This is a genomic window from Planococcus maritimus, from assembly GCF_001592825.1.
In the GTDB taxonomy this organism is placed as follows: Bacteria; Bacillota; Bacilli; order Bacillales_A; family Planococcaceae; genus Planococcus; species Planococcus maritimus_C.
This window is the reverse complement of the sequence record NZ_LTZG01000057.1, coordinates 1-352: the sequence shown is the minus strand read 5'-3', so window position 1 is coordinate 352 and position 352 is coordinate 1. Positions and strand designations below refer to the sequence as shown.

The window sequence follows — 352 nt, the reverse complement described above, 5'->3', positions numbered from 1 at the left end:
CGGTCGCCATTTCTGCCGCGCTGCTGGTCGGTCTCGGCTTTAATCCTCTTTATGCTGCGGGGATCTGTTTGATCGCCAATACGGCGCCGGTTGCCTTTGGGGCGATTGGGATTCCAATTACAGCCGTAGAAGGGCCGACAGGGATTCCGGCGATGGAGATTTCGCAAATGGTTGGGCGGCAGCTGCCGTTTTTATCCGTATTTATTCCTCTTTATTTAATCATCATCATGAGCGGGTTCAGGAAAGCCTTGGAGATCTGGCCGGCGATTCTCGTATCCGGTGTTTCCTTTGCTGTTGTTCAATATCTCAGTTCCAATTTTTTAGGGCCTGAGCTGCCCGATGTTTTGTCAGC

The 352-nt window shown here is 51.7% G+C and carries 1 protein-coding gene; it reads left to right on the top strand.

Going from position 1 to position 352, the window contains the following annotated elements; genetic code table 11:
- A partial coding sequence (locus AY633_RS15250) for an L-lactate permease (RefSeq protein ID WP_186008785.1) occupies positions 1 to 352 on the top strand: 352 nt, incomplete at both ends.